Origin of the sequence: Pelomicrobium sp., from assembly GCF_036803785.1 — a bacterium.
Lineage (GTDB): Bacteria > Pseudomonadota > Gammaproteobacteria > Burkholderiales > UBA6910 > Pelomicrobium.
On the sequence record NZ_DAIRTR010000022.1, the window covers coordinates 1 to 20,850 of the forward strand.

Genomic DNA, 20,850 nt, shown 5'->3' on the forward strand with positions numbered 1-20,850 from the left:
GTCTCGGGCGGGGCGGCCGCGGGAGCGCTGGGTCCTTCTAGGCTTTGCTGGGCAAGGCCGGGCGCCGCCACCCCCAGGCAGGCGCACAGGGTAAAGAGGGCAAAGAGACGCTTCATGACGTTCTCCTACAAAGCGTCCGCGCCGGTCTCTCCGGTGCGGATGCGGATGACTTGCTCCAGGTCGAAGACGAAGATCTTGCCGTCGCCGATCTTGCCGGTGCTGGCCGATTTCTCGATGGCCTCGATCACCTGATCGAGCATCTCGGACTTGATGGCGACTTCCACCTTTACCTTGGGTAGGAAGTCCACCACGTACTCCGCGCCCCGGTAGAGCTCGGTGTGTCCCTTCTGCCGTCCGAAGCCCTTGACCTCGGTGACCGTGATGCCCTGCACGCCGATGGCGGACAGCGCTTCCCGCACCTCGTCGAGCTTGAATGGCTTGATGATGGCAGTGACGAATTTCATGGGATCCCCCCAGTGGGTTGTGATGACGGATGAGCCATGGGCGGGCCTGCCTCAGAAAAACTTCTGCACGTACACCACGAACTGGCTGTCGCCGATGTTCTTGCCGTTGATGGTGTAGCCGGCGTCGTTGGCGTTGGTGTCGGTATAGTAGGCGCCGAGGGTCAGGTCCTTGAGCACGCCCGAGGGCACGACATAGGAGAGGCCGACCTTCCAGTCTTCGTAGCTGAAGAGGCTGTCGTTGGAAGCGCCGCCGGCGTTGCGCGGGTCGGTGCCGTCGTATACCTGCTTGCCCCAGTGGGCGAAGGCGGTGAGGCCCGTCGCCCCGAGGGGCACGCTTGCGGTCAAGTCCAGATACCAAGTGCCCCGGCTGTCCTGGACGGCGAAGGTCTTGTTGGCAACGCTATAGGAGTACTTCGCTGTGAACCATTTCCAGCCGAGGGCGCCGTAGACTTCCTGGGTATTGCCGCGCACCCCACCGGGGGCCACGTCGCCCGGGTAGTAGTAGTAGAGATAGCCGACATCGTAGGTGAAATCGGTGGGGCCCAGGCTGCCCCGCACGCCGCCGTAGAAGTCCCACTCCAGGCTGGAGCTCGTGTACTGGCCAGCGTCGCGCAGCCAGCTGATGTTCGACGCCCAGGTGCCGAGATAAAGGCTGGCGGGGCCGAAATTGTAAGCGTAGTCGAAGCCCCCCTGCACCGCGGGGTCCTCGTTGGTCTGGGTCAGGCCGCGAAACACGTATTGGCTGAACAACCCCACGTTGCCGGTGAACGAATGGGGCGAGTCTTCCGCCAGCACTCCACCGGACACGGTGAACGCGGTTACAGCGACGGCAGCAGTGAGGGTCGGGCGCATCGTGTTTCCTTTCTTTTGCGAAGAAGATTTCTGGAAAACCCCTGCCCGTTCAGCAGAATCCATGCCAGATGGAAATTGCCTGCCAACTCATGGGGTTGCATGTGCGTGGCGACGGGCTGGCCCACCTTATGCACCGAATCGATGCGTGGTGGCGCCCGGCCGCACCATATTGGTGCCAACGGCGGTGCTCTCTGCTCCGGTGCCAGGCTCGGCATTGCGTGGGGACCCAAGGGATGGAATAGTTGCGTCCACGAGGTCGCTCCCTAGGAATTCCGAAGATGGTGAACAAAGCGCTGCTAGACGAGATTGGCTCCAGACTCAGTGAAGTGTTGGCCACGAGCCCGGCGAAAGACTTGGAGAAGAATCTGAAGGCCCTGTTGGCGAGCGTCTTTGCCCGCCTCGACCTGGTGACCCGGGAGGAGTTTGACGTGCAGCGGGAGGTGCTGGCCCGCACCCGGGAAAAGCTGGAAGCCCTGGAACGCCGGGTGGCGGCTCTGGAAGCCCGGGCGGGGGAGCAGGCGTGAGGGTCGGTCTCGTCGGGCACTGCCTCGGCGCAGGATATGATCCCTCGCGCCCCGGGCTTTGCCTTTCCTCTCGGGGCGGATGAGCGTCGCGGTACTGTATAGCCGGGCGCTTGCCGGAACCGAAGCGCCCCTGGTGACGGTGGAAGCGCACCTTGCCAACGGGCTTCCCGGCTTCACCCTCGTGGGCTTGCCCGAGACCGAGGTGAAGGAGGCCAAGGATCGGGTGCGGGCGGCGCTCCAGAACAGCCGCTTCGAGTTTCCCAACCGCCGTATCACGGTGAACCTGGCTCCCGCCGACCTGCCCAAGGAGAGCGGCCGCTTCGACTTGCCCATCGCCCTGGGCATCCTGGCCGCCTCGGGCCAGATTCCCCGGGAGCGGCTGGCCGCGATGGAATGGGCTGGGGAGCTGGCCCTCACGGGGGAGCTGCGCCCGATCCGCGGGGCCCTGGCCATGGTGTACGGGGCCTGCCGGGATGGACGCGGCTTCGTGCTACCGCAGGAAAGCGCCCAAGAAGCGGCTCTAGTGCGGGAGGCTTCCGTCTATGGCGCCCGCAGCCTCTTGGAGGTGTGCGCCTTTCTCCACGGCAAGCAGCCTCTGGAGCGGGCTACTGCGGCACCCCCACCCGCCGAGCCCCTCTACCCGGACATGCAGGAGGTGCGCGGCCAGGCAGCGGCCAAGCGCGCCCTGGAGATCGCCGCGGCGGGCGCCCACAGCGTTCTCATGGTGGGGCCTCCCGGCACCGGCAAAAGCATGCTGGCGGCGCGACTCCCGGGCATCCTGCCGGAGATGACTGATGACCAGGCCTTGGAGGTGGCCGCCCTCCAGTCCCTGGGCAGCCAGGGGTTTTCCCCCGCGGCGTGGAAGCGCCGGCCGTTCCGCGCGCCCCACCACACCGCCTCCGCCGTCGCCCTGGTGGGGGGTGGAAGCAATCCCCGGCCGGGAGAAATCTCCCTTGCTCTGCACGGAGTGCTGTTCCTAGACGAATTGCCCGAGTTCGACCGGAAGGTGCTGGAGGTACTGCGGGAGCCCCTGGAGTCGGGACGGGTGACTGTCTCCCGGGCCGCGCGCCAGGCGGATTTTCCCGCGCTCTTTCAGCTCGTCGCGGCCATGAACCCCTGCCCCTGCGGCTACCTGGGCCACTATAGCGGACGCTGCCGCTGCACCCCGGACCAAGTAGCCCGTTACCGGGGCCGCATCTCCGGGCCCCTCCTCGACCGCATCGACCTGCAGATCGAGGTGCCGGCCGTGGCCGAGGAAGAGCTCATGGGCCAGCCCACGGGGGAGCCCTCCCGCACCATCCGCGCTCGGGTGGAGCGGGCCTACCGGATTCAGCTTGAGCGCCAAGGCAAGCCCAACGCCCGGCTCTCGGTGCAGGAGATCGACGCTTTTTGCGTGCCCGAGCGGGAGGGGACGGCCCTGCTGCGTCAGGCCATGGCTCAGCTCAACCTCTCTGCCCGGGCCTACCACCGGGTGCTGAAGCTCGCCCGCACCATCGCCGACCTGGCAGGCACCGAGCGCATCTCGGCCGTCCATGTAGCCGAAGCCATCCAATACCGGCGCCTGCCGGGCTGAGGCAGGCCCTGGTCAGTGGAATCCCGCCCCCGGGCATGGCCGGCGGATCCGGCTCGCCCCGGCGCCCGCTTTTCGCTAACCGCAGCCGGACCCCCCGTTGCCTCTTTGCACCAACGGCTTGGGCCGAGCCGTCGATCGCCGCACATCCGGGAGGAGCGCTTGCGGGTTTCTCCCGGGGAGAGGGCCACGGGGCTCGAAGCGCCTCATTCCCCCCGGAAGCTCACGGCCTGCGACGACGGCCCTTGGAGCGCGCCCCTGAAGAAGCTCGCTTTCCTGCAATCGGCACGATTTCCGGCAGGCTGGCAAAGCTTACCCGCTGCACCGTGGCGAGAAAGTCCCGCATATAGGCAAGCCGGGCCCGCGCTTCCAGGGTGGCGGCGTAGAGGTTGGACCACAGACCTCCTTTCCCGATGCGCCTCGCGGCCACGTAACCCCGTTCGATGTAGCCGTGCACGCTCCAGCCCGGCAGCGCCGCGATCCCCCGGCGGCTTGCCACCAGCTGCAGAATGGCGACCGTCAGCTCGGTGGTGCGGCGGGGCGGGTGAATTCCCACGGGGGCGAGCCGATAGCGGATCAGGTCGATCATGGACTCGGGGACAGGATACGTGATCAGCGTCTCCCTGGCGAAGTCCTCGGGCGCGAGCCACTTCTTCGCCGTCAGGGGGTGGTCCTTGGCGAGCAGCGCGAAGATCTCGAAGCGAAACAGGGGATGGAAGGCGACGCCCCGCTGGCGCTTCGTTTCGGAGACGATCACCAAGTCCGCCGAGGCTTGAGGCAGCAAGGCCACCGGATCGGGATGGAAGCCCGACACCAGGTCCAACTCCACTTCCGGCCAGCGTTCGCGAAACGCGTCCATGGAGGGCATCAGCCAATCGAAGCACGTATGGCACTCCACCGCGATGCGCAGCTGCCCGGCATCGCCCTTGACGAGCCGCGCCACGTCCTGCTCCGCCGCCTCTAGCAACTGATTCACTTCCCGGGCAAGCCGCACCAGGCGTTCCCCGGCGGGGGAGAGCCGCAAGGGATGGCTCTTGCGCTCGAACAGCGCGGTGCCGTAATGGGTTTCCAGCGTCTTCACCTGATGCGAAAGGGCCGATTGGGTGAGATGCAACCGGCTTGCCGCCGCCGACAGGCTGCCCGCTTCGGCCAGGGCCGCCAGGGTGCGCAGATGGCGCAGCTCGATTGGAGCCATCATGAATCAGATTAATTCTTAAAACAAAAAATATGAGTTTGAATAATACATCGGATGAGCCCATGATGTTGCAGCCTTCATCTGGCGAACAGGAATAAAACCATGACCATCGCGCACACTCTGGGATACCCACGTATCGGGCACCGACGCGAGCTGAAATGGGCCCTGGAGGCCTACTGGCAGGGCGAGGCGGATGCCTTCGAGTTGCTGGCGACAGGCCGGCGCCTACGGGAGCAGCGCTGGCGCGAGCAGCAGGCGGCCGGTATAGATCTCGTCCCGGTGGGCGACTTCGCCTGGTATGACCACGTGCTCACCATGAGCGCGCTTCTCGGGGCGGTGCCCGAGCGCTTCGGCGCCGTCGCTGGCGACGTGGGACTCGAGCTCTATTTCGCCATGGCTCGGGGCACGGCCCAGCAACCGCCCCTGGAGATGACCAAGTGGTTCGACACCAACTACCACTACCTGGTGCCCGAATTTACCCCCACCACACGCTTTTCCCTATCATCGAGCTGGTTGTTCGACGAAGTGGCAGAGGCCCTTGCCTTGGGACTCAATCCCAAGGTCGTGCTCCTCGGCCCCCTCACTTACCTCTACCTGGGCAAGGAAAAAGCCCCTGGCTTTTCCCGGCTTTCCCTGCTGCCGCGCCTGCTCGTCACCTATCGGGAGCTCCTCGTCCAGCTCAAGGCCCGGGGGATCGATTGGGTACAGATGGACGAGCCCGCCCTCGCCCTTGACCTGGGGGGCGAGTGGCGGGCGCGGCTCGCCGAAGCGTATCGAATCCTCGCTCCGGAGGCACCCAAGCTGCTCATCGCCACTTACTTCGACAGCGTGGCGGATCTGGCCCAGGAGCTCACGTCCCTGCCGGTGGCCGGGTTGCACTTGGATTTGGTGCGCGCGCCCTCCCAGCTAGAAGCCTTCCTGGACGGCTATCCCGCGGACAAGATCCTTTCGTTGGGCGTGGTGGACGGACGCAACGTCTGGCGCTGCGACCTGGATCGAGCGCTCGGGCTCCTCGAACCAGCCCATGCTCGGCTCAAAGAGCGGCTGTGGGTCGCGCCCAGCTGCTCCCTCATCCACTGTCCGGTGGATCTCGGCGAGGAGACCGGGCTCGACCCTGAGCTCAAAAGCTGGCTTGCTTTCGCCCGCCAGAAGCTCGAGGAGGTGGCGGTGTTAAAGCGCGCTCTGGTGGAAGGAAGGGGCGCAGTGGCCGAAGCCCTGGCCGCCTCCCGCGCTGCGGCCCGCAGCCGCGCTACCTCGCCCCGCATCCACGACCCGGCGGTGAAGGCGGCGCTGGCGAGCCTGCCTGCCCATGCCGACCGGCGCGCCAGCGCCTTCGCCGCGCGCTATGGCGCGCAAGCGAGGCGCTTCAAGCTACCCCTTTTCCCCACCACCACTATCGGCTCCTTCCCCCAGACACCCGAGATCCGCAAGGCGCGCCGCGACTTGAAAACGGGAGCCTTGAGCGAAGAAGCCTACCGGGAGCGCATTCGCGCCGAAATCCGCACCGCCGTCGAGCGCCAGGAAGCCCTGGGCCTCGACGTGCTGGTCCACGGAGAAGCGGAGCGTAACGACATGGTGGAATATTTCGCTGGCGAGCTCCAGGGTTTCGCCCTCACCGCCAACGGCTGGGTGCAAAGCTACGGATCCCGCTGCGTCAAGCCCCCCATTCTCTACGGCGACGTGGCTCGACCCTGCCCCATGACCGTGGAGTGGATACGCTATGCCCAAAGTCTGACCGGCAAGCCGGTTAAGGGCATGCTCACCGGCCCGGTAACCCTTCTGCAGTGGTCTTTTGTGCGGGACGACCAGCCGCGCTCCGAAACCGCGCTCCAAATCGCCCTCGCTATCCGGCAGGAAGTGCAGGACTTGGAGCGAGCGGGAATCGGCATGATCCAGATCGATGAGCCGGCCTTCCGGGAGGGGCTGCCGCTCAAGCGCCGGCAGTGGCCGGCTTACCTGGAATGGGCGGCTCGGGCTTTCCGGGTCGCTTCCTCAGCCGTCGCTGACACGACCCAGATCCACACCCACATGTGCTATTCCGAGTTCAACGACATCCTTCCTGCCATCGCCAGCCTCGATGCCGATGTCATCACCATCGAGACGTCGCGCTCTGGAATGGAGCTGCTTCGGGCTTTCGCCGAGTTTCGCTACCCGAACGCCATCGGCCCCGGGGTGTACGACATCCATTCGCCGCGGGTGCCCACTCAGGAAGAGATGATGGAACTGTTGGAGAAGGCGAGGGCGGTCATTCCAGACGAACGGCTGTGGGTCAACCCGGATTGCGGGCTCAAAACCCGGGGCTGGCCCGAGGTGGAGGCAGCGCTCAGGAACATGGTGGCGGCGGCGAAGGCGCTGCGTTCGAGGGCGGGCGCCGAACCGTGAAGAGGCGCCTCTAGCACTGCTCCCAGGGCAGCCCCTCGAAGCGCCAGCCGTTCTTGGTGCTGCGATGGTGCTTCTCGTCCAGGTCCCCCTCGAAGCCGTGGGTGACGTTGTAGACGTGTTTGAACCCCGCCTTCTCCAGGGCCGCGGCCGCTTCGGCGGAGCGGTTGCCGCTGCGGCAGATGAGGACGATGGGACGACAGGCATGGTCGGTACCAGCCAGTTTCTTCACCTGCCCCACGAAATGGGGGTTGACTTCCCAGTCCGGACCGTCATTCCAGGAGACGTGGTGCGCCCCGACCGGGTGGCCCACGAACAGGTACTCGATCTCGCTGCGCACGTCGATGAACAGCGCCTCCGGATGCGCCTGCAGGAATTCGTAGGCCTGCTTGGGACTGAGATGCTTCATAGCATTGGGTTTCACGAGGTCGGTCTTTCCTCGACGGGACGCCCATTATAAGCGAGCGGCAGGCCAGCGGGGCCCCGTGGGGAGCGGATATCCATGTTAGACTTAATTTTTTTATATCGCATGCCGAGGAGATCTCCCCCGTGAACCGTGCCGACTGCTTGCCGCTGCTGCGACGCCTGCTGGAGGAGCGCATCCTGCTGCTCGACGGGGCGATGGGCACCATGATCCAGAGCTACGGCTTGAGCGAGGCCGACTACCGGGGGCGGCGCTTCGCCGATTTCCCCTACGAGCTGAAGGGCAACAACGATCTCCTCACCCTGACCCAGCCCCAGATCATCCGAGAGATCCACTGGAAATACCTGGAGGCGGGGGCCGACATCGTCGAGACCAATACCTTCAACGCCACTGCGGTGTCCATGGCGGACTACCACATGGAGCACCTGGTGTACGAGCTCAACCTGGAGGCGGCCCGGCTGGCGCGCCAGGTGGCCGAGGAGTGGACCCGCAAGAGCCCGCACAAGCCCCGCTTCGTCTGCGGCATCCTGGGGCCCACCAACAAGACCGCCTCCATCTCCCCGGACGTGAACGACCCGGGCTTTCGCAACATCACCTTCGATCAGCTGGTGGTGGCCTATACCGAGGCGATCCGGGGCCTTGTGGACGGGGGCGTGGACCTCATCATGGTGGAGACCGTCTTCGACACCCTCAACGCGAAGGCCGCCCTGTTCGCCCTGGACGCCTTTTTCGAGGAACGGGGTTTGCGCCTGCCTGTCATGGTCTCCGGCACGATCACCGACCAGAGCGGCCGCACCCTGACGGGACAGACGCCGGAAGCCTTCTGGAACTCGGTGCGCCATATCGGGCCTCTTTCGATCGGGCTCAACTGTGCCCTCGGGGCCAAGGAGCTGCGCCCCCACGTGGAGGAGCTGGCCGCCTGTGCCGACGTCTATGTCTCGGCCCACCCCAACGCCGGGTTGCCCAACGCTTTCGGCGGCTACGACGAAACCCCCGAGTCCATGGCCGCAATCCTGCGGGAGTTCGCCACCGAGGGGCTCATCAACATCGTGGGCGGCTGCTGCGGCACCACCCCGGCCCACATTCGGGCGATCGCCGAGGCGGTGGCGGGGCTTTCCCCGCGCAGGATTCCGGTGATGGAGAGGAAGCTGCGCCTCGCGGGCCTCGAGCCCCTCAACATCGGCGACGACTCTCTTTTTGTCAACATTGGCGAGCGCACCAACGTGACCGGCTCCAAGGCCTTCGCCCGCCTGATCCTCAACGGGGATTTCGCCGGAGCCCTGTCGGTGGCGCGCCAGCAGGTGGAAAACGGCGCGCAGATCATCGACATCAACATGGACGAGGCGATGCTCGACGCCAAGGCGGCGATGGTGAAGTTCCTCCACCTGATCGCCTCAGAGCCCGACATCTCCCGGGTGCCGGTGATGATCGACTCCTCCAAATGGGAGGTGATCGAGGCAGGGCTCAAGTGCGTGCAGGGCAAGCCCGTGGTTAACTCCATCAGCCTCAAGGAGGGGGAGGAAGAGTTTCGGCGCCACGCCCGGCTCGCCCGCCGCTACGGTGCGGCGATCGTGGTGATGGCCTTCGACGAGAAGGGCCAGGCGGACACCCTGGCGCGGCGGGTGGAGATCTGCAAGCGTTCCTACCACATCCTGGTGGACGAGCTGGGCTTCCCGCCCGAGGAGATCATCTTCGATCCCAATGTCTTCGCCATCGCCACGGGGCTGGAAGAGCACGCCACCTACGCCATCGATTTCATCGAGGCGACCCGCATCATCCGCCAGACCCTGCCCTACGCCAAGGTAAGCGGCGGCATCTCCAACCTGTCCTTCAGCTTCCGCGGTAACGAGCCGGTGCGGGCGGCGATCCACACCGCCTTCCTCTACCACGCCATCAAGGCCGGGCTCACCATGGGCATCGTCAACGCCGGCCAGATCGGCGTCTACGACGAGATCTCCAAGGACCTGCTGGAGCACGTGGAGGACATCCTCTTCAACCGCCGGCCCGATGCCACCGAGCGCATGGTCAAGTTCGCCGAGACGGTCAAGGGCAGCGGCAAGGCCAAGGAAGAGGACTTAAGCTGGCGCCAGGCGCCGGTGGAGGAGCGGCTCAAGCATGCCCTGGTGCAGGGCATCGCCGACTACATCGTGCAGGACACCGAGGAAGCACGGCTCAAGTACGAGCGCCCGATCCAGGTGATCGAAGGCCCCCTCATGGACGGCATGAACGTGGTGGGGGACCTCTTTGGCGCGGGCAAGATGTTTTTGCCCCAGGTGGTGAAGTCCGCCCGGGTCATGAAGCAGGCGGTGGCCCACTTGGTGCCCTATATCGAGGCGGAAAAGGAACGGCTCGGCGACAGCCGCCCCAAGGGCAAGATGGTGATCGCCACGGTGAAGGGCGACGTGCACGACATCGGTAAGAACATCGTCGCCGTGGTGCTCCAATGCAACAACTACGAGGTGATCAACCTGGGCGTCATGGTGCCGGCCCAGAAGATCCTCCAGGTGGCCCGGGAGGAGAAAGCCGACCTGATCGGGCTCTCGGGGCTGATCACACCCTCGCTGGAAGAAATGTGCCACGTCGCCCGGGAGATGGAGCGGGAGGGGTTCAAGCTGCCGTTGCTGATCGGCGGGGCCACCACCTCCCGTGCCCACACCGTGCTCAAGATCGCGCCCAACTACTCGGGTCCGGTCATCTGGGTGCCGGATGCTTCCCGCTCGGTGGCGGTGTGCAGCAATCTCCTCTCCGACGAGCTGCGGGAGCCGTATCTGGCCGAGGTTCGGGCCGAGTACGAGCGCATCCGCCGGCAACACGCGCAAAAGAAAGGCCAGGGTCCCCACCACAAACTGGAGGATGCCCGGCGCCACGGCTTGAAGACCGACTGGACCGAATACCAGCCGCCGCGACCCGCTTTCCTCGGCCTGAAGGCTTTCCAGGACTATCCCCTGGAGGCGCTCATTCCTTTCATCGACTGGACGCCCTTCTTTCAGGCCTGGGAGCTGCGGGGCCGTTACCCGGCCATCCTGGAGGATCCGGCGGTCGGGGCCACCGCCCGCCAGCTCTTCGCCGATGCCCAAGCCATGCTCCAGCGTATCGTGGAGGAGAAGTGGCTCGGGGCGAGCGGGGTGATCGGCTTGTTTCCGGCCAACAGCGTGGGGTCTGACGACATCGAGATCTACGCCGACGAGTCCCGTGCCCGGGTGTTGATGACCTGGCACAACCTACGCCAGCAGATGGTGAAGCCGCCCGATCGCCCGAACCTGTGCCTCGCGGACTTCATCGCCCCCAAGGGCTCGGGAGTAAGGGACTACATCGGTGCCTTCGCGGTGACCGCAGGCCTGGGCGCCGAGCCCCGGGTGAAAGCCTTCGAGGCGGCCCACGACGACTACAACGCGATCCTCCTGAAAGCCCTGGCCGACCGCCTGGCGGAGGCCTTCGCCGAACACCTGCACTGGCGCGTGCGGCGGGAGTTCTGGGGCTACGCCCCGGAGGAGGACGCGGACAACGAGCGCTTGATCCGGGAGGCGTATCGGGGCATCCGGCCCGCTCCGGGCTATCCCGCCTGCCCCGACCACACCGAGAAGGGACCGCTCTTCCGGCTGCTGGCGGCGGACAAGCACGCTCACATGCAGCTCACCGACGCCTACGCCATGCTACCGGCCGCGTCGGTGTCCGGATTCTATTTCTCCCATCCCCAGTCCCAGTACTTCGCCGTCGGCAAAATAGACCGGGACCAGGTGGAGGATTACGCCCGGCGCAAGGGCTGGGACCTGGAGACCGCCGAGCGCTGGCTTGCCCCCGTGCTCAACTACGAGCGGGAGCCGGTGGCCGTCGATTGACGGATTACGCGAGAAGCGCCCGCAGCAGGCCCGGCACCGAAAACAGGCTGTCGGGGTAGGCGGTCTCGGCGAAGATCGCCTCCAGCTGGCGCCGCACGAAGCGGCCTTCCCGCGCCCGGCGGGCGAGCAGATTCATGAGGCTGGGCCAGGCGAGCAGCCGTTCCCCGGCCCGGTAGCCCGTGAAGCGGCGCAGGAAGCGGCCGCGGGCCGCCTGCCCGTAGCGGGCGAGGAGCCGCTCCGGCGATTCCCTTCGCCGGAAGGCGTCCAGCACGCACTCGGCCGCCAGCATGCCGCTCTCTAGCGCCTTGCCGATGCCTTCGCCGGAGAGGGGGTAGGTGAGCCCGGCTGCCTCTCCGGCGAGGAGCAGCCCGGGCCGGCCCAGCCGGGCCCCGTCGAATCCGCAGGCGAGCGGCGCGCCCCGCAGGGGCTCGATCCGGGTGGCGGCCTTGGCCAGCACTCGGGCCGGCGGAAAGGTGTCCAGGAAGCGGCGCCAGAGCAGGCGCAGGTTGCCGGCCTGACGGCCCCTGCGGCCGAACAGCCCGACGCCCAGGTTGTAGCGGCCCGCGGGTCCGGGAAAGATCCAGCCATAGCCCCCGGGGATCGTCCGCTGGAAAGCGAGGCACAGGAAGGGCATGGGGGGCAAGCCCGGGGCGTCCACGTAGGCCCGCACCGCCACGGCGCCCGGGCAGGGGCGAGGACCCTCCAGGCCGAAGAGGGCCAGGGGCTCGGGCCCTGCTCCGGTGGCGAGGACCGTGACCCGGGCGCCGATGTCCAGGGAGCGGGCCTCGCCCCGCCGGCGGAATCGGGCACCGGCGACCGCGCTGCGGCCCTCCAAAGGCGCGAAGGCTTTCACCCAGGGCAAGAAGCGGGCACCCGCCTCCACCGCAGCCCGGCGCAGGGCATCGTCCAGGAGCCGCCGCGGCAGACAGGCGGCTTGCCCGGAAAACTCCACATAGCTCTCGTCCGGTGCGTGGATGCGCACCTTGCCGACGGGCGCTGCCTGGGCGAGCACTTGCGGGCCCACCCCTAAGGCGTCCAGGGCCTGGAGCGCGTCGGGGATGAGGGCGTCGCCGCAGGCCTTGTCCCGGGGGAAGGCCTGCTGGTCCGCGAGGATCACGTCCAGGCCGGCCCGGGCGAGGGCGAGGGCCGCGGCGCTCCCTGCCGGTCCCGCGCCGATCACCAGCACCTCGGCCTCCATCCGGTGCTCCTCCCTCCCCAATAAAGTCTGGCCGAAGTATAGCCCGGCCCGGTCGCCGCCCGCCGAGCTCCGGGGAGGCGAACCGTTCCCGGTCTCCTCGCGGGCGAGGCTGTTCTCGCCCGCCGGGAGGTCCGGCCGGCGCGTCTTCGTGGGCCATTCGGGCTAGAATGGACATCGACAAGAGATCCCGAGAACCCTTGCGTGGAGTCCTTCCGGTGTGGCACCGAGAAACCGTCATCCGCGGCACGGATCCAAAGGGAGGCGTGCGTGAAGGAAGAGCCATGAGGAGAGCCCTCTTTGCCCTCACGGCGGCCGCGGTGTTGGCCGCCGGCTGCGCCACCAATCCGGTCACCGGGCGCAGCCAATTGATGCTCGTGTCGGAAAGCCAGGCGATCGCCGCCTCCCGGCAGGCCTACGTGCAGATGCTGGCCCCATTGGAAAAGCAGGGGAAGGTGAACGAGGATCCCGCCCTCAAGGCGAGGATCGACCGCATCGCCGAGCGCCTGGTGGCTCAGGCCATCAAGTACCGCCCCGAGACCGCCCAGTGGGACTGGGAGATCAAGGTGATCCATGACCCCAAGACGGTCAACGCTTGGGCCATGGCCGGCGGCAAGATGGCCATCTACACCGGCCTCATCGAGAAGCTGAACCCCAGCGACGACGAGATCGCCCAGGTGCTCGCCCATGAGATCGCCCATGCCCTGTCGGCCCACACCGCGGAGAAGATGTCCGTCGCCCTGGCAAGCGACCTGGTGGTGACCGGGGTCGCCGTCGCGTCCGACCGTCCCCAGATCGCCGCCACGGGAGCGGCCCTGGCCGCGGCCTTGGCGGTGCAGATGCCCAACAGCCGCACCATGGAGGCGGAGGCCGATCGCATCGGCATCGAACTGGCGGCCCGGGCGGGCTACGACCCCCGCGCCGCCGTGACCCTGTGGGACAAGATGGCCAAGCTGGGGAATAGTCGGCCGCCGGAGTTTCTGAGCACCCATCCGTCGCCGGAGAACCGAAAGAAAATGTTGGAAGCCCTCGTGCCCCAAATGATGGCTTTCTACCAAGCGCCCGGTCCCCGGCCGACTCACCCGGTGAAATGAGCCCGTCGGGAGGGCCGCCCCGGCGCGGATGACATCGCCATAGCCGGTCTATCGAGGTGCAGCGCAAAGGGAGGAGCGTATGGGCGTAATCGCAGAGTTCAGGGAGTTCGCGGTCAAGGGGAACGTGGTAGATCTGGCGGTGGGGGTGGTGATCGGCACCGCGTTCGGCAAGATCGTGGATTCCCTGGTGCGGGACGTGATCATGCCGCCGGTGGGGCTGCTCCTTGGCCGGGTGGATTTCTCCAATCTCTTCATCCTGCTCAAGGAGGGGGCGACGCCCGGCCCTTACCCCACCGTCGAGGCGGCGGCCAAGGCCGGCGCCGTCACCCTCAACATCGGCCTGTTCTTGAACGCGGTCGTGAGCTTTCTAATCGTCGCCTGGGCGATCTTCCTGGTGGTGAAAGCGATCAACCGGCTCAAACGGGAAAAGGAAGCAGCGCCGCCTCCACCTCCGGCGCCGTCTCCGGAGGCGGCCCTGCTCGCCGAGATCCGGGATCTGCTCAAGGCGCGCGCGTAGCCGATTGGACCACGGAGAGGCTTCATGGATACGCCCTTGACCCATGGATGGGTGGAACTTCCGAGCGGCTTCGAAGTGGAGCTGGAGCACGGCATACCCGTGCGGGTGGGGAACGCCGGCCTAGCGCTGCCGCCCGATTCCGCGGCGCTGGAAGAGGAAATCGCCCGGGAGACGGGGCTGCGGGTACAGATCGGCCGCTGGGAACCCGTGGAAGGGGAGCTGGAAGCCCGGCTCACCGTCTCCCGGGACGACCTGGCCGAGGTCCTGCGGCGGCTCGCCCGAGCCTCGGCATCGGTCTTCGTCGACCGCTTCGTTAAGGCCTACGACGAGACCGACACCGATTACGGCCAGGGGGCCTTCGCCCAGGACTTTTCCCTGGCCCTCGGCTACTGCGGCCTCGACTGGGGCAGCGTCGATCAGGAACCGTTCTATCGGGACTACCTGGAGACCTTCAAGGCGGAAACTGAGCGCCTGGCCCAACGTCCCGACGAAGCCTCCAGCAGCGCGTGAGCTTGAGACCTGAGGAGCGGCCAATGGCCCGCCTTCCCTTGGTGAGCGAGGAAACCCATCCCGAGCTTGCCCCGCTGATCCAGCGCATCCGCGAAGAGCGCGGGGGGCGGCTCCTCAACCTCTACGCGACGCTGCTCCACAGCCCGCCCGTGGCGGAAGGCTGGCTCAGGCTCCTTACCGCGGTACGGCAGCAAACCCAGCTCGACCCGGCCCTGCGGGAGCTCGTGATCCTGCAAGTGGCGCTCCTCAACCAGGCGGACTACGAGTACCGGACCCACGTGCCCTTCGCCCTGCAGGCGGGCCTTACCCCGGCGCAGCTCGAAGCGCTGCCGACATGGCGGGAAAGCCCTCTCTTCGACCCGCGGGCGCGGGACGTGCTCGCCTACGTGGAGGCCATGACCCGGGACGTCCACGTACCCGAGGCCCTGTTCACGTCGCTGCGGCGCTGGTTCGACCCGCGGCAACTGGTGGAGCTGACGGTCACGGCGGCCGCGTACAACATGGTGTCCCGCTTTCTGGAGGCGCTCCAGGTGGAGGCCGACCGCTAAGAAGGTGCCGCCGGGGGGCGGTTCGGCGGCACCGGCCGACTGCTCGACCCCCTGCCCCTTATCCTTCCGCGCTGAACGAAGGACACAACGCATCGCCCACTCCCGCTCGGGAGAGGGCGTGGGCGGGGCGTTTCTCGACGCTTGGGAAGAGAAGGGGATGCGTTACTTCTTTCTCTTGCCGGCGACGGCGTCCTTGAACGCCTGGCCCGCAGAAAAGGCGGGCACCGTGCGCGCCGGGATCTTGATGGTCTCTCCGGTGGCGGGGTTCTTGCCATTGCGCGCCTTGCGCTTGCGCGGGGCGAAGGTGCCGAATCCCACCAGGGTGACCCGGTTGCCCTTGGCCACGTTGGAGACCACTGCGCTCATGGCGGCGTTGATGGCTTCGGCAGCCGCCGTCTTGCTGATGCCTGCGGCCTTTGCGGCGACTTCCACCAGATCGGCTTTACTGATGACTTTACCCATCGCGTGACTCCTCTGCGTTCGTTATGATCGTTCCGGGTGCGCTCGGATTGTCCAGCACGAGCCGCCATTCGCTGCGTGCGCGGCAATGATAAGGGCAGTCCGGCGCCCCGCGCAACGCCGCCCCGTGCAGTGCGCCCGACGAAAACGGCCTGGGGCAGGATACCGTTTCGCGGGGTAAAATGCGCCGCCGGCCCCGCTTGGCCGTTGGCCACAGGGCGGGCGTAAGAGCGAACTTATACCTTGAGGGGTCAACGTGCACATCCATATCCTGGGGATCTGCGGCACCTTCATGGGTGGCCTCGCACTGCTCGCGCGGGAGGCGGGCCACCGGGTGACCGGCTGCGACGCCCAGGTCTATCCTCCCATGAGCGATCAGCTCGCCGCCCAGGGCATCGAGCTGATCGAGGGGTACGGCGCCGAGCAGGTCGAACTGCGCCCCGACGTGTTCGTGGTGGGCAACGTGGTGTCCCGGGGCAATCCCCTGATGGAGGAGGTGCTGAACCGGGGCCTGCCCTACACCTCCGGCCCCCAGTGGCTCGCCCAGGCGGTGCTCCCGGGCCGCTGGGTGCTCGCCTGCGCTGGTACCCATGGCAAGACCACCACCGCCTCCATGTTGGCCTGGATACTGGAACACGCGGGACTCAAGCCAGGATTCCTGATCGGCGGGGTGCCGCGCAACTTCGGCCTCTCCGCCCGGCTCGCCCCCGGCTCGTCCTTCTTCGTGGTCGAGGCGGACGAGTACGACACCGCGTTTTTCGACAAGCGCTCCAAGTTCGTGCACTACCGGCCACGCACTGCGGTGCTGAACAACTTGGAATTCGACCACGCCGACATCTTTCCCGATCTCTCCGCCATCGAAACCCAGTTCCACCACCTGGTGCGTACCGTACCCGGCAACGGCCTGATCGTGGCGAACGGCGCCGACGAAGCCCTCGGGCGCGTGCTCGCGCGGGGCTGCTGGACGCCGGTGGAGCGCTTCGGCGTTCCCGACGGCTGGGAGGCGCGGCCCACGGAGGCCGGTTTTCAGGTGCTCTTCGCCGGTCGCGTCGAGGGCGAGGTGCGCTGGTCCCTTCTGGGCGGCCACAACCGCCTGAACGCCCTGGCGGCCATCGCCGCGGCGCGTCACGCCGGCGTGCCGGTGCCGGTGGCGGCCCAGGCCCTCGGCCGCTTCGAGAACGTGCGGCGGCGCCTGGAGGTGCGGGGCACGGTGGAGGGCATCACGGTCTACGACGACTTCGCCCATCACCCCACGGCCATCCGCTCGACCCTGGAGGCCCTGCGCCCGGCGGCCAAAGGGGGGCGGATCCTGGCGGTGCTGGAGCCCCGCTCCAACACCATGAAGCGGGGCGTGTGGAAGGACGCCCTTGCCCCCAGCTTGGCCAGCGCCGACCGGGTGTTCTGCTATACCGAGGGCTTGGGCTGGGACGCCCAGGGGGCCCTGGCGCCCCTCGGCGCCAAAGCGTCCACCTTCAGCGACTTGGACCGGCTGGTGGAAGCGATCGCCGCCGAGGCCCGCCCGGGGGATCATGTGCTCGTCATGAGCAACGGCGCCTTTGGCGGGATCCACGACAAGCTGCTCGCACGGCTTGCCGCAGCGGCGCAGGCACACAAGGCAAGCTCAGCGGGCGCCCCCGTCTGAGGCGGCTTCGGGCGCTTGCTGGCGTGCGCGGGGTCGTTCCTCCAGGCGCTGCCTTTCTTCCCGGAAGGCCCGCTCCCGCAGTGCCCGCTGGGCCTCCTGGGCCGCTTCGCTCTCCGAAGGAGGGGGCGGCGCCGTGAGGGCCCGCTCCTGGGACTGGCGCAGCCGCTGCAGCTCGAGCCTCTGGCGCTGGACCTCGGGGCTGCCCGCGCCTTCCTGCAGGCGCAGGCGCAATTCCTGCTGCTGCCATTCCCGCTGGAGCAGCGCCCGTTCGATCGCCTGCTGGGCGGGATCGGCGGCGCCCGCCGCACCGATCGAGCAAAGCAACGCGAGGGCGCCGAAGGCGAAGGCTGGCGCTCGGCCCCACCGGTGGGGGGCGGATCGTCCGGGAAGGGGTCCTTCCATGGCGTCCTCGGAAAGTGCGCGCGGCGGGATTCAGAACCCCGCCACGCCTCCGTTGGAACGGGGATCGGCGGCCCCCTCCATCATGCCGTTGGCATGGAGCACGAGGGCTCCGGCGTGGCCCACGGCCTCATCGAAGCTGCGCAGCCGCTCCACCGCGTGGCCGCGGCGGGCGAGCTCCTCGAACACCTGGGGCGGAAAGCGCCGCTCCAGCTTGAGGGTGTCTGAAGGATTGCCCCAGGTGCGCCCCAGGAGCCAGCGGGGCATGGACACCACTTGCTGCAGCTCGTAGCCCATGACGGCGTAGCGGGTGAACACCGCCGCCTGGGTCTGGGGCTGGCCGTCCCCGCCCATGGTGCCGTAGACCATGACGCGGCCGTCGTTCAAGAGGGCGAGGGCCGGATTCAAGGTGTGGAAGGGCTTGCGTCCCGGTTCCAGAGTGTTCAATGCCTGCGGTTCCAGGGAGAAGCTGCAACCCCGGTTTTGCCAGTGGATGCCGGTGCCGGGCAACACGACGCCGCTGCCGAACTCGTGGTAGATGCTTTGGATGAAGGACACCGCCCGGCCCTCGCCGTCGATCGCTCCCAGCCACACCGTGTCTGCGGGCGCGGCGGTCTGTCCCCACGGGGCCGCCCGCTGGAGATCCACCTCCGCCGCCAGGGCGTCCAGGGCCTGCGGCTCCAGCAAGCTTTGAGGATCCACCGTCATATAGGCGGGATCGGTCACGTAACGGTCCCGAATGCGAAACGCCTGCTTGGTGGCTTCCACCACCCGGTGCACGTAGTCCGCCGACAGGGGATCGAGCCCGGCGATGGCGAGCCGGTCCAGGAGGCCCAGGATCACCAGGGAGACCACGCCCTGGGTCGGAGGAGGCATGTTGTACACGCTGCCGAGGGAATGCCGCAGCGCCAGGGCCGGCTTCAGCACCGCCTGGTGTCGCGCCAGATCCTCGAGGGTGAGGGGGCTGCCGGCCGCTTCCAGCTCGGCCGTCACGGCCCGGGCGAGCTCTCCTTCGTAGAAGTCCCGGGGGCCCGCGCGGGCGATCCGCTCCAAGGTGGCCGCGAGGGCCGGCTGGAGGTAGCGGCTGCCCACGGCCGGCGGGGCACCGTCCACCAGGAAGCGCTCGGCGAATCCCGGCTGATCCTTGAGCTCCTCCAGCTTAGCGGCGGTGCTGGCGTGCTGGCTGGCCGTCACGGGCACGCCGTGCCGCGCGTAGTAGATGGCATCCTCCAGCAGCCGGGCGAAGGGCAGCCGCCCGCCCCACTCATTGCGGGAGACCTGGTAGGCCAGATCCCACCCGGACAAAGTGCCGGCTACGGTGTTGGCGGCGAGCGGCCCGCGCACGGGAATCGCGCTGAGCCCGCGCGCCTGGTAGAACGCGCGGCTCACCCGGCGGCCCGCGGCGCCGCAGGCATCGATGGCGCTGACTCCCGTCTCCGGCGCGTAGAACACCCAGAAGGCGTCGCCGCCGATGCCGTTCATGTGGGGATAGACCACGGCGATGGTGGCCGCCGCGGCGATCATGGCCTCCAAGGCATTGCCGCCTTCCCGCAGAACGGCCTGGGCCGACTGGGCGGCGAGGGAATGGGGGGCGACGGCGATGCCGCGGGTGGCGAGGGTACTATGGATCATGGCGCCGCTTTCCGATGGGGGGTGGCCGAAGTATAACCGGGACAAGACGCCGGTGAGCGGTGGTGCTTTTCCACACGTTCTCTGGATAACCCTGTGGACAACTCGTTGCCGTTCTCTCCAAGGTGCCGATGGCAGCGGCGTTTTCGTTACCCCTGCTCAATTGCTGAGCGGCGCCCGTCGGCCTCGTCCGCGATGTCGATGAGGGCTTCTGCACTGTTTCCCACGGAAACGCTGCGTAGCGCATCCTCGCAAGGGCAGAAGCACGCCGTAGCCTTATTTCAGCCAGCCGATGGCGCGGGGTAGCCAGGTGGCCACGTCGGGAAAGAGCATGAGGAGCCCGAGCCCCACGAGCTGGACTCCGATGAAGGGGATCACCCCCTTGTAGATTTCCATCGTCTTCACTTCCGGCGGCGCCACCCCTTTCAAGAAGAACAGGGCCCAGCCGAAGGGGGGCGTGAGGAAGGAGGTTTGGAGGTTCATGCAGATGAGCATCGCAAGCCACACCATGTCCACCCCCGCCTGCTGGAAGAAGGGCAGCAGCAGGGGCAGCACGATGTAGGAGATCTCGATCCACTCCAGGAAAAAGCCCAGGACGAAAAGCAGCACCATGAGGAAGAGAATGGTGCCCCACACGCCGCCCGGCACCAGGGCCATGAACTCGGCGATCAGATCCTCCCCGGAAAGCCCCCGGAAGGCGAGGCTGAACACCTGGGCTGCCATGATGATGAAGAGAATCATGGCGGTGGTCTTGAGGGTCTCCCGCATGGTCTCCCGCAGCACCCGCAGGGAGAGCTTGCGGGCGATGGCGGCGATCAGGATGGCGCCGAAAGCGCCCATGGAGGCGGCCTCCGTCGGAGCGGCGACCCCGCCGATGATGGAGCCCAGCACCGCGAACACGAGGAGCAAGGGTGGCAGCACGCCGCGGAAGACCTCCACCACGAGCTCGCCGCGGGAAAGGGAGTCGAGCTCCTCGCGGGACAGAGGGGGCGCCAATTGGGGCTTCACCTGGCCCAGGATCAGGAGGTAGAGCACGTACAGGCCCGCCAGCATGAGCCCGGGCAGCAGGGCGGCAGCGAAAAGCGTGCCCACTGACTCCTGCATCAGATCCGCCAGCAGGATCAGGATCAGGCTCGGGGGAATGATCTGGCCCAGGGTGCCCGAGGCGCAGATGGCGCCGCTCGCAAGCCCGTGGTGATAGCCGCGTCTGAGCAGGGTGGGAAGGGCGATGAGCCCCAGGGTCACCACCGTGGCTCCCACGATCCCCGTGGCGGCGCCCATCATGACGCCCACCAGGATGATGGCGATGCCCATGCCGCCTGGCATGCGCCCGGCCAGGTGGCCCATCACGTCCAGCATGTCCTCGGCGATGCGGGACTTCTCGAGCAGCACCCCCATGAAGACGAACAAGGGCACCGCGAGCAGCGTGTAATTGGTGGCCACGCCGTAGATGCGCGCGGGCAGCAGGTTGAACAGGGTGGTGCCGAAACCGAGAAAGCCGAAGAGGAAGCCCGCGGCGGCGATGGCATAGGCGACCCGCACGCCGGCGAGCAGCAAACCCACGAAGGCGACGATCATCAGGATCGCCAGGATTTCGTTCAATGGCATGG

18 protein-coding genes are annotated in these 20,850 nt (G+C 67.3%); 9 read left to right on the forward strand and 9 right to left on the reverse strand.

The features are described 5' to 3' along the window. Positions 1 to 125 precede the first annotated feature (125 nt). Positions 126 to 464, reverse strand: coding sequence for a P-II family nitrogen regulator (glnK, locus tag V7Q81_RS04205; RefSeq protein ID WP_333840650.1), 339 nt, complete (start codon positions 462 to 464; stop codon positions 126 to 128). 51 nt (positions 465 to 515) lie between these two features. Further along, entirely contained in the window at positions 516 to 1,316 is an 801-nt protein-coding gene (locus tag V7Q81_RS04210) for a TorF family putative porin (protein ID WP_333840652.1), read from the reverse strand. A 278-nt stretch (positions 1,317 to 1,594) separates the two neighbouring features. Between V7Q81_RS04210 and V7Q81_RS04215 the strand changes: the two genes are divergently transcribed. Continuing rightward, positions 1,595 to 1,840 (forward strand): accessory factor UbiK family protein, encoded by a 246-nt coding sequence (locus V7Q81_RS04215; RefSeq protein ID WP_333840654.1) that lies wholly within the window; start codon positions 1,595 to 1,597, stop codon positions 1,838 to 1,840. A 79-nt stretch (positions 1,841 to 1,919) separates the two neighbouring features. After that, a complete protein-coding gene (locus tag V7Q81_RS04220) occupies positions 1,920 to 3,413 on the forward strand; it encodes a YifB family Mg chelatase-like AAA ATPase (protein WP_333840656.1) in 1,494 nt (497 codons plus the stop codon). A gap of 220 nt (positions 3,414 to 3,633) precedes the next feature. Here the strand turns inward: V7Q81_RS04220 and V7Q81_RS04225 are convergent, their stop codons facing one another. Next, positions 3,634 to 4,608: a LysR family transcriptional regulator gene (locus V7Q81_RS04225; protein WP_442954756.1), complete on the reverse strand. Its 975-nt coding sequence runs from the start codon at positions 4,606 to 4,608 to the stop codon at positions 3,634 to 3,636. A gap of 99 nt (positions 4,609 to 4,707) precedes the next feature. Here V7Q81_RS04225 and metE point away from each other — a divergent pair, with 99 nt between their 5' ends. Next, a complete protein-coding gene (metE, locus tag V7Q81_RS04230; protein ID WP_333840658.1) occupies positions 4,708 to 6,987 on the forward strand; it encodes a 5-methyltetrahydropteroyltriglutamate--homocysteine S-methyltransferase in 2,280 nt (759 codons plus the stop codon). Positions 6,988 to 6,997: 10 nt separating this feature from the next. Here the strand turns inward: metE and V7Q81_RS04235 are convergent, their stop codons facing one another. Beyond that, positions 6,998 to 7,393, reverse strand: coding sequence for a rhodanese-like domain-containing protein (locus V7Q81_RS04235; RefSeq protein ID WP_333840660.1), 396 nt, complete (start codon positions 7,391 to 7,393; stop codon positions 6,998 to 7,000). A gap of 212 nt (positions 7,394 to 7,605) precedes the next feature. Here V7Q81_RS04235 and metH point away from each other — a divergent pair, with 212 nt between their 5' ends. Further along, positions 7,606 to 11,247, forward strand: a complete 3,642-nt coding sequence (metH, locus tag V7Q81_RS04240) for a methionine synthase (RefSeq protein WP_442954758.1) — start codon at positions 7,606 to 7,608, stop codon at positions 11,245 to 11,247. Positions 11,248 to 11,251: 4 nt separating this feature from the next. Here the strand turns inward: metH and V7Q81_RS04245 are convergent, their stop codons facing one another. Then, positions 11,252 to 12,445, reverse strand: coding sequence for an NAD(P)/FAD-dependent oxidoreductase (locus V7Q81_RS04245; RefSeq protein WP_333840662.1), 1,194 nt, complete (start codon positions 12,443 to 12,445; stop codon positions 11,252 to 11,254). Positions 12,446 to 12,681: 236 nt separating this feature from the next. Between V7Q81_RS04245 and V7Q81_RS04250 the strand changes: the two genes are divergently transcribed. From V7Q81_RS04250 to V7Q81_RS04265, 4 genes are all read left to right on the forward strand, one after another. Next, positions 12,682 to 13,536 carry a M48 family metallopeptidase gene (locus V7Q81_RS04250; RefSeq protein WP_442954759.1) on the forward strand — a complete coding sequence of 285 codons (855 nt, stop codon included), beginning with the start codon at positions 12,682 to 12,684 and terminating at the stop codon, positions 13,534 to 13,536. 79 nt (positions 13,537 to 13,615) lie between these two features. Beyond that, on the forward strand, positions 13,616 to 14,053 hold the full coding sequence (mscL, locus tag V7Q81_RS04255; protein ID WP_333840665.1) for a large-conductance mechanosensitive channel protein MscL: 438 nt from the start codon (positions 13,616 to 13,618) through the stop codon (positions 14,051 to 14,053). Positions 14,054 to 14,077: 24 nt separating this feature from the next. Further along, positions 14,078 to 14,563: a hypothetical protein gene (locus tag V7Q81_RS04260; RefSeq protein ID WP_333840667.1), complete on the forward strand. Its 486-nt coding sequence runs from the start codon at positions 14,078 to 14,080 to the stop codon at positions 14,561 to 14,563. 23 nt (positions 14,564 to 14,586) lie between these two features. Further along, complete coding sequence (locus V7Q81_RS04265; RefSeq protein ID WP_333840669.1) at positions 14,587 to 15,111, forward strand: carboxymuconolactone decarboxylase family protein; 525 nt, start codon at positions 14,587 to 14,589, stop codon at positions 15,109 to 15,111. 162 nt (positions 15,112 to 15,273) lie between these two features. On the opposite strand, the gene V7Q81_RS04270 is transcribed toward V7Q81_RS04265, so the two are convergent. After that, positions 15,274 to 15,573 carry an HU family DNA-binding protein gene (locus tag V7Q81_RS04270; protein ID WP_442954757.1) on the reverse strand — a complete coding sequence of 100 codons (300 nt, stop codon included), beginning with the start codon at positions 15,571 to 15,573 and terminating at the stop codon, positions 15,274 to 15,276. 253 nt (positions 15,574 to 15,826) lie between these two features. Between V7Q81_RS04270 and mpl the strand changes: the two genes are divergently transcribed. Continuing rightward, complete coding sequence (gene mpl, locus V7Q81_RS04275) at positions 15,827 to 17,212, forward strand: UDP-N-acetylmuramate:L-alanyl-gamma-D-glutamyl-meso-diaminopimelate ligase (RefSeq protein ID WP_333840671.1); 1,386 nt, start codon at positions 15,827 to 15,829, stop codon at positions 17,210 to 17,212. Here mpl and V7Q81_RS04280 read toward each other — a convergent pair. The 3 genes from V7Q81_RS04280 to V7Q81_RS04290 form a co-directional block, all read right to left on the reverse strand. Beyond that, positions 17,192 to 17,614: a hypothetical protein gene (locus V7Q81_RS04280; protein WP_333840673.1), complete on the reverse strand. Its 423-nt coding sequence runs from the start codon at positions 17,612 to 17,614 to the stop codon at positions 17,192 to 17,194. The two genes, mpl and V7Q81_RS04280, sit on opposite strands and share 21 nt — an antisense overlap. Positions 17,615 to 17,644: 30 nt before the next feature. Next, positions 17,645 to 19,243, reverse strand: a complete 1,599-nt coding sequence (locus V7Q81_RS04285) for a gamma-glutamyltransferase family protein (RefSeq protein WP_333840675.1) — start codon at positions 19,241 to 19,243, stop codon at positions 17,645 to 17,647. A gap of 273 nt (positions 19,244 to 19,516) precedes the next feature. Further along, entirely contained in the window at positions 19,517 to 20,848 is a 1,332-nt protein-coding gene (locus V7Q81_RS04290) for a TRAP transporter large permease (protein WP_333840677.1), read from the reverse strand. Positions 20,849 to 20,850: the final 2 nt, after the last annotated feature.